This is a genomic window from uncultured Methylovirgula sp., assembly GCF_947646745.1.
Lineage (GTDB): Bacteria > Pseudomonadota > Alphaproteobacteria > Rhizobiales > Beijerinckiaceae > Methylovirgula.
This window is the reverse complement of the sequence record NZ_CANSHK010000040.1, coordinates 22,278-30,183: the sequence shown is the minus strand read 5'-3', so window position 1 is coordinate 30,183 and position 7,906 is coordinate 22,278. Positions and strand designations below refer to the sequence as shown.

Below are 7,906 nucleotides of genomic sequence, written 5' to 3'. Positions count from 1 at the left end.
AACCTGCGCGAGACGACGACGCGGGTGCTTGCCTCGCTCACGCCGCGCGAGGAACGCGTGCTGCGCATGCGCTTCGGCATCGGCATGAACACCGACCATACGCTCGAAGAAGTCGGCCAGCAGTTCTCGGTGACGCGCGAGCGCATCCGCCAGATCGAGGCGAAGGCGCTGCGTAAGTTGAAGCATCCGTCTCGGTCCAGAAAGCTGCGGAGCTTCTTGGATAATTAAACGTTTAGCTGGCGCGTGCTCTTATTGCGCCGGTCACCGCGATTAGCGGCTCTTTCACCGATCCGCCTAAGCCCGCTTTAACTTATTAATGGTCTTCTCTCCCCGCCGGCCGCGGTCCGAACACCGCGGTTTTCGGCTGCGCTGGAGAAGCCCTTGAAAAAGCTCGACGCCTTGGTCATCGGTGCCGGTCCCGCCGGGCTTACGGCCGCCTATAGCCTCGCCAAGGCGGGCAAGTCCGTCCTCGTCATCGAGCAGGACCCCGAATACGTCGGCGGCATCAGCCGCACGGCGCATTACAAGAATTACCTGTTCGACATCGGCGGCCATCGCTTCTTCTCGAAGTCGAAAGAGGTGGTCGATCTCTGGAACGAGATCCTGCCCGACGATTTCATCGAGCGGCCGCGCCTGTCGCGCATCTATTACCGCGACAAGTTCTATTCCTATCCGCTGAAAGCCTTCGAGGCTTTGCGCAATCTCGGCATTGTCACGAGCCTTCTCTGCGTCGGCTCTTATGCCTATGCCAAGCTCAATCCGGTGAAGGATCCGAAGACTTTTCACGAATGGGTGCGCAACCAATTCGGCGAGCGGCTCTTCTCGATCTTCTTCAAGACCTATACGGAAAAGGTCTGGGGCATGAGCTGCGACGAGATTTCCGCCGAATGGGCGGCGCAGCGCATCAAGGGCCTGAGCCTTGGCGCCGCCATCGCCGACGGGCTTCGCCGCTCGCTCGGCCGCAAGAAGGAAGGTGCGGTCGCCAAAACGCTGATCGAATCCTTCCGCTATCCGCGCCGCGGCCCGGGCATGATGTGGGAAGCCTGCGCGCGCAAGGTGAAGGCGCTCGGCGGCGAGATCGTCATGGACCGCAAGCTGCGCTCGCTCGCCCGCGACAAATATACGAATAGCTGGTCGGTCGCGGTCGAGAGCAGCGACGGAAAAGTCGAGCATTATACGGCCGAGCACGTCGTCTCCTCGGCGCCGGTGCGCGAATTGATCGCCGCGCTGAAGCCGACGGCGCTGACGCTGCTGCATGCGCGCGAACTTAAATATCGTGACTTCCTCACCGTCGTGCTGATCGGCGAGACGAAGAGCGAGCTGCCCGACAATTGGATCTATATCCACGATCCGAAGGTAAAGGTCGGCCGGGTGCAGAATTTCCGCTCCTGGTCGCCGGAAATGCTGCCGGACGAAACCTCGACCTGTCTCGGCCTCGAATATTTCTGCTTCGAGGGGGATGGCCTGTGGGCGTCGAGCGATGAAGAGCTCATTGCCCGCGCGACGCGCGAGATCGGCGAGATCGGCCTGATGGATCCAGCCGATGTGCGCGACGCCTGCGTCGTGCGGCAAAAGAAGGCCTATCCCGTCTATGACGAGACCTATGCCGATCACATGAAGGAGATCCGCCGCGAGCTCAAGCTCTCCTGTCCCAATCTTCATCTCGTCGGCCGCAACGGCATGCACAAATATAACAATCAGGACCATGCGATGATGACCGGCATGCTCACCGCCGCCAATATCGTCGCCGGCGCCGAGCTCTATGACGTCTGGCAGGTCAACGAGGATGCCGAATATGGCGAGGCGGGCATGTCCGGCGCGCAGGAGGCGTTGAAGAGCCTGCGGCTGGTGCCGAAGCGCGTGGCGGCCTGAGCATGAGCGCTGTCACCGAAACGGTTTCGCGCCAAGAGCCTGCGGCTCTGCTGACGCGCAATCCGGCGCTGCGGCTCTTCGCGTCCGATCTCTTCGGCTATGGGCTCGTCAGCGCTGCGGCTCTGGCGCTCGACTGGGGCCTGTTGATCGTCTTCGTCAGGGCCGGCCTCAATTACCAGATCGCCGCGGCGGTCAGCTTCACGCTCGGCATGCTGCTCGCTTATGTCGGCAGCGTGCGGCTCGTCTTTCGCGGCCGCCGCCAGCGCAGCCTCGGCGCCGAAGCTTTGGGCTTTTTCGCCATCGGCTTTCTCGGCCTGGCGCTGAATCAGGCGCTGCTCTTCACTTTCGTGCATTTCGCCGCCCTGCCTGTCGGCCTCGCCAAGGCGCCGACGGCGGCCCTTGTCTTCACTTTCAATTTCTTCGCCCGGCGCACGCTGCTCTTCGTCACGGAGACGGACGGGTAGGATGACGATGCAGGCGGACTTCGAGACGGTTCGTCCAGTCACTGAACGGCACGAAACCGCGTCGTCCGCGCCGGCCGGCGCGTATCGCGCGGCGCGATCGTTCCACGCCAGCGATCTTCTGCTGCCGCTGATCGCGGTCGCGCTCTGGGTGCTGACGCATCCGTTTCAGGGCATCTACAGCGACGCCAACATCTATATCGGCCAGGCGCTCGCCAAGCTCGATCCGGGCGGCGTCGGTCGCGACATGATTTTCGTCAACGACGGACAACTGGGCTTCAGCCTGTTTCCGCTTTTGATGCAGCACCTCGTTGCGGATTTCGGCACGCTCAGCGTGAGCTGGCTTTTCGCCGGGCTGTCGATCCTCTGCTGGATCGCGGCCCTGTCGATTTTTGCGCGCCAGTTCGTCGGCTGGCAGGCCGTCGCGGTCGTGGTGATCTTTCTGGCGCTCTTGCCGACCTATTACGGCTGGCCGTGGCATTTGCACTATTCCGAGATCACAGCCATTCCGCGTCCCTTCGCGGAAGCGCTCGTGCTCGCGGCCCTCGCCGCCCTCGTTGGCGGGCGCACGTGGCTGGCGCTTGCGGCGCTTGCCGCGGCGAGCCTGATCCACCCGTTGATGGCGCTCGCGGGCTGGGGCGTATTCGGCCTTGTCCTCTGCCGCGAGGATCGACGTTGGCGCATCGCGGCCGGCGTCGCGATCGTCGCGGCGCTCGGGGCCGCCGCCGCCGGGGCGCCGGTTCTCACCCGGCTGCTGACGCCCATCGCGCCGGATTTGAAGGCGCTGGCGCTGGGCCGCAGCCCCATGCTGTTTTTGAAATGCTGGCCGGTCGAATCCTATTATCCGATGGTGACCCAGGCGGCCACGCTGCTCATCGGCGCGAGCCTCTACACCGGGCGCCGGCAGGCAATTTTCGTCGCCGTTGTCATCGTAGCGTTCGCCGCGCTCGCCGCGCAATTCGTCCTTGGCGACCAACTCGGGCTCGTCCTCATCCTTCAGGCGCAGCTTTGGCGGATGACCTGGCTGATGGCCGCGCTCGCCGCCGTCGCCTTGGCGCTATTGGCGCTGCGGCTGCGCACGGCAACGCCGCGCGATCACGCCGTCTTCGCCCTATTGGCGATGGCCTGGGTGTCCTACGATTCCATCTGGTGTACGGTCCTCTTCGCGGCGGCCGCTTTGCTGCTCCATTTCGGATTCGCTCGCTCGATCTCGTTCTCGTGGCGGCTTGCTGCGGCGGTTTGGGGCGCCGCGATTCTCTGGGGCCTGTTCTGGATCGCGACCTATCTCGTCGGCTATGTGCATTTTACCGCGAGCTTGCCGGCCGGTGCGCCGGGGGGCATTTCCTATCTTTTCACCCGGCGCTATCTGGCTCTGCCGATTTGCGCGCTGGCCTTAGCGCTTTTCTTCGCGCCGCCATCGCGGCTGAAATGGGCGGCCGAAGCGGCCCTCGCGGCGGTGCTCATGTGTCTCGCCGCATGGGTCTGGGATTCGCGGCCGGCATTCCAGAAGCTCATTGATGCGAATGCGCATCCGGCGGGGCTCGTCGATCAGCTCGCCAGTCGTCCCGGCGAAATTCTCTGGATCAATGGGCTGACCGAATCCTGGTTTCTCGCCGGGCGGCCGCAATGGGCGTCGCCGCAACAGGGCGTCAGCTCGATTTTCTCGCCGCCGCTCGGCCGCAAATGGCGCGCACGCATGCAATTCCTGATCGCGCAAGGCCTCGCCGACCGGCATATTCTCGCGCAGACGCCGGAAATCGCCGCCACCGCCGATCTGCCGCGTGTGACCCGCGCCGGGCTCGACAATCTCTGCGCCCGTGCGGATGCGCCGGCCTGGGTCGTCGTGCCCGAATGGGGTCCCGACGCCATGGCGCCCGATCTCAAAGCGGACATTTGGTCGCCCGGCATTCCGAATTATCTGATGACCGAGGAGACGAACGGCTACGCCTGGCACCGCATCACGGATTACGCCATCTTCCCCTGCGCCAAAGGTTAGGCCTCAAAAGCCTTGAAAATGCCCCCAGCTTGGGGTCTCTCTGCGGCTGAATGAACGCCTTTTCGCTCGCCTTCACGCCCTTGCTGCCGCCGGTGCTCCTCTGGGGTTTTGCGGCCTTGGCGCTGATCGTCACGATCCTCGCCATGTTCCGCCGCCGCCGCGGCGCGCTCTTGCGCGGTCTCGGCCTCGCTCTGGTGCTGCTCGCGCTGACCGACCCCGCGCTCGTGCGCGAGAACCGCAAGCCGCTGAAAGATGTCGTCGCGGTCGTCGTTGACGAGAGCGGCAGCCAGACGATCGGTGACCGCCTGCAGCAGACGCAAAAAGCCGCGGCCGAGCTGAAGCAGCGGCTCGAAGCGCTCGGCAATGTCGATGTGCGGATGATCGAAAGCGCCCGCACCGACACCGAGAACAATGGCACACGGCTGTTCGCGGCGCTCAACGCGGGCCTGGCCGACGTGCCGGCCGAGCGGATCGGCGGCGCTTTCATGATCACCGACGGCGTCGTGCACGACATTCCCGCGAATGTCGCGGCGCTCGGTTTCAAGGCGCCGCTGCATGCCTTCATCACCGGGCACGAGGGCGAGCGCGACCGCCGCATCGAGCTTTTGACCGCGCCGCGCTTCGGCATCGTCGGCAAGGACGTGACCATCGATCTGCGGGTGCTCGACACCGCCAACGGTACGGAGCCCGTCGTTCTGCACGTGCGCCGCGACGGCAATCCGATCGCGGACGTGACCGCCGCGATCGGCGAGACGATCCGCGTGCCGGTCAAGATCGAGCATGGCGGCCCGAATGTCGTCGAACTCGAAGTCGAGACCTTGCCGGGCGAATTGACGGCGCTCAACAACAAAGCGGTGCTGACGATCGACGGCGTGCGCGACAAGCTGAAGGTCCTGCTTGTCTCCGGCGAACCGAACCAGGGCGAGCGCATGTGGCGCAACCTGCTCAAGTCGGATGCCAATGTCGATCTCGTGCATTTCACCATTCTGCGGCCGCCGGAGAAGCAGGATGGCACGCCGATCAACGAGCTGTCGCTGATCGCCTTTCCGACCGCCGATCTCTTCGGCAACAAGATCGGCGATTTCGATCTCATCATCTTCGATCGCTATTCCAACCAGGCGATCCTGCCGATGGTCTATCTCGACAATATCGTGCGCTATGTCCGCGCCGGCGGCGCGCTGATGATTGCGGCGGGTCCCGACTTCGCCTCGTCCGACGGCATTTATTATTCGCCGCTCGGCACGTTGTCTCCGGCCGATCCCACCGGCAATATCATCCAGCAGGCATTCCGCCCGGCAATCACAGCGATCGGCGCCAAACATCCGGTGACGCGCGGCCTGCCGGGCTCCGATGAAACGCCGCCGGCCTGGAGCCGCTGGTTCCGCCAGGTCGATGCCAATGTCACGCGCGGCACGAGCGTTCTTTCCGGCGCCAATGGCAAGCCGCTGCTCGTGCTGTCGCGCGAGGACAAAGGCCGCGTCGCGCTGTTGCTGTCGGATCAGATGTGGCTTTGGGCGCGCGGCTTCGAAGGCGGCGGTCCGCATCTCGATCTGCTGCGGCGGCTGGCGCATTGGCTGATGAAGGAGCCGGAGCTCGAGGAAGAGGCTTTGCGTGCCAATGCGCAAGGCGACACGCTGTCGATCGAACGCCAAAGCCTCAAGGATCAGATCCCGCCGGTTAAGATCGTCGCGCCGTCGGGCAAGGTGACGACGGCGAAGCTCTCCCCGGCTGAGCCCGGCCTGTCGCGCGCGCAGGTGAAAGTGTCTGAACTCGGCCTCTATCGGATCAGCGACGGGTCTTTGACGACGCTCGTCAACGTCGGGCCGGAAAATCCACGCGAATTCCAGGAGGTCGTCTCGACGACCGAGAAGCTGCGGCCGCTGGCCGAGGCGACCGGCGGCACCGTCCGGCGCATCGGCACAAACCACGGCAGCGATGTCAGTCTGCCGCGCATTGTCGCCATGCACGACAGTCCCGTCTATGGCGGTTCGGACTATGCCGCGATCAAGCGCACCGGCGCGGCGCAGGTCACGGGCATCGGCATTGCGCCGCTCGCCATCGGCTTCCTCGGGCTCATCTTCCTGCTCGCCAGCGCCATCGCGACCTGGCTTTACGAGGGGCGCGGGCGCGGCGCGCGGGCTTAGAGCATCGGACCGAAAAGCGCGCAGCGGTTTTCGGATCAATCCGATGCGATCGGAAGACCGTTCAGCGCACGCGGGATTATCTAGCCGCCGGCGATAGCGGCCTTCAATCCGGCTTTGCTTCGCTCTGCATAAAGACGCGGCTGGCGCGAACGTCGTCGGACGTGATGGTCATCAGATCGTTGAGGGTGACAAGACCCGTCTGTTCGAAGTGCCGGTTCGCCTGGCGCAGCCGCATCCGGTCGAGCGCATTGCGGATCGATCGGGCATTGGCGAAGTGCGGCTGCTTGCGCCGCGCGGCGATATAGTCGCGGAAGGCCGCCGCGCCGCCGGCATCGAAATGATAGCTGAGCGATTTCAGCATCATTTCACCGATGTCCATCAGTTCCGCATCGGTGTAGTCGGGGAAGTCGATGTGATGGGCGATGCGCGAGCGAAAACCCGGATTGGCGCGGAAGAACTTGTCCATCCGGTCGGCATAGCCGGCGAAGATCACGACGAGATCGTCGCGCTGGTTCTCCATCACCTGCAACAGGATTTCGATCGCCTCCTGGCCGTAGTCGCGCTCGTTCTCCGGCCGATAGAGGTAATAGGCCTCGTCGATGAAGAGCACACCGCCCATCGCCTTCTTCAGCACCTCTTTCGTCTTGGGCGCCGTGTGGCCGATATATTGGCCGACGAGATCGTCGCGGGTGACGGAGACGAGATGGCCGCGGCGGATATAGCCGAGCTTGTGCAGGATCTCCGCCATGCGCAGCGCGACCGTGGTCTTGCCGGTGCCGGGATTGCCGGTGAAGCTCATATGCAGCGTCGGCGTTTCGGACGTGAGGCCCATCCGGCGGCGGACGCGGTCGACGACGAGCAAGGCGGCGATCTGGCGGATGCGCGTCTTGACCGGGACGAGGCCGACGAGCTCGCGGTCGAGTTCGTCGAGCACTTCGGCGACCTGCGTTTCGGCGAGCTCCTTATGCAGGTCGATCGCGATCGGCGTCGTCTCGGTGGTGAGCGGCTCTGTCATGCTCCGCTACGCGCCCGCCAGTGGCCGCGTCTGCAGTGTATATTGGATCGCCTGGCCGCCAAGTTCGTTGCGGATCAGGATGAAGCCCGGCTCTTCCGCCGGCCGGCCGACCATGAAGGAGATGCGCACGCTCTCCCAGCCGTGGGTGCTGTCGAAGCCGGACAAGCGGATATATTTGCGCCCGCCATGCACTTTGCGGCAGGCATCGAGCTCGAGCATGATGGCGGCGGCGTCTTTGACGTCGAACATCGGCAGGCCCCACATCTCCCAATAGGTGTTGCGGGGATGCGGATCGTCGGTGAATTCGATGTTCACCGCCCAGCCCTTGTCGATGCAATATTGCACTTGGGTGCGGATTTGCGCATCGGTCAAATCCGGCAGGAACGAGAAGCAGCCTTGGGTCACGCGCATTGGGCTC

At 64.2% G+C, this 7,906-nt stretch carries 7 protein-coding genes; 5 read left to right on the top strand and 2 right to left on the bottom strand.

Annotated features, from left to right (window positions below; genetic code table 11):
• The 5 genes from Q0025_RS12095 to Q0025_RS12075 all read left to right on the top strand — a co-directional run.
• A partial coding sequence (locus Q0025_RS12095; protein WP_297299434.1) for a sigma-70 family RNA polymerase sigma factor occupies positions 1–228 on the top strand: 228 nt, incomplete at its 5' end.
• Positions 229–381: 153 nt separating this feature from the next.
• Complete coding sequence (locus Q0025_RS12090) at positions 382–1,872, top strand: NAD(P)/FAD-dependent oxidoreductase (RefSeq protein ID WP_297299433.1); 1,491 nt, start codon at positions 382–384, stop codon at positions 1,870–1,872.
• A gap of 2 nt (positions 1,873–1,874) precedes the next feature.
• Entirely contained in the window at positions 1,875–2,336 is a 462-nt protein-coding gene (locus tag Q0025_RS12085; protein WP_297299431.1) for a GtrA family protein, read from the top strand.
• Position 2,337: 1 nt separating this feature from the next.
• Complete coding sequence (locus Q0025_RS12080) at positions 2,338–4,329, top strand: hypothetical protein (protein WP_297299429.1); 1,992 nt, start codon at positions 2,338–2,340, stop codon at positions 4,327–4,329.
• A 50-nt stretch (positions 4,330–4,379) separates the two neighbouring features.
• Positions 4,380–6,473 carry a hypothetical protein gene (locus Q0025_RS12075; protein ID WP_297299427.1) on the top strand — a complete coding sequence of 698 codons (2,094 nt, stop codon included), beginning with the start codon at positions 4,380–4,382 and terminating at the stop codon, positions 6,471–6,473.
• Positions 6,474–6,576: 103 nt separating this feature from the next.
• Here the strand turns inward: Q0025_RS12075 and cbbX are convergent, their stop codons facing one another.
• Positions 6,577–7,488, bottom strand: a complete 912-nt coding sequence (gene cbbX, locus Q0025_RS12070; protein ID WP_297299425.1) for a CbbX protein — start codon at positions 7,486–7,488, stop codon at positions 6,577–6,579.
• Positions 7,489–7,494: 6 nt separating this feature from the next.
• Positions 7,495–7,899 carry a ribulose bisphosphate carboxylase small subunit gene (locus Q0025_RS12065; RefSeq protein WP_297299422.1) on the bottom strand — a complete coding sequence of 135 codons (405 nt, stop codon included), beginning with the start codon at positions 7,897–7,899 and terminating at the stop codon, positions 7,495–7,497.
• Between the last annotated feature and the right edge of the window lie 7 nt (positions 7,900–7,906).

Coding starts and splice junctions, on each gene's coding strand:
- Q0025_RS12085 (WP_297299431.1), top strand. CDS start 1,875: ATGAGCGCTGTCACCGAAACGGTTTCGCGCCAAGAGCCTGCGGCTCTG.
- Q0025_RS12080 (WP_297299429.1), top strand. CDS start 2,338: ATGACGATGCAGGCGGACTTCGAGACGGTTCGTCCAGTCACTGAACGG.
- Q0025_RS12075 (WP_297299427.1), top strand. CDS start 4,380: ATGAACGCCTTTTCGCTCGCCTTCACGCCCTTGCTGCCGCCGGTGCTC.
- cbbX (WP_297299425.1), bottom strand. CDS start 7,488: ATGACAGAGCCGCTCACCACCGAGACGACGCCGATCGCGATCGACCTG.
- Q0025_RS12065 (WP_297299422.1), bottom strand. CDS start 7,899: ATGCGCGTGACCCAAGGCTGCTTCTCGTTCCTGCCGGATTTGACCGAT.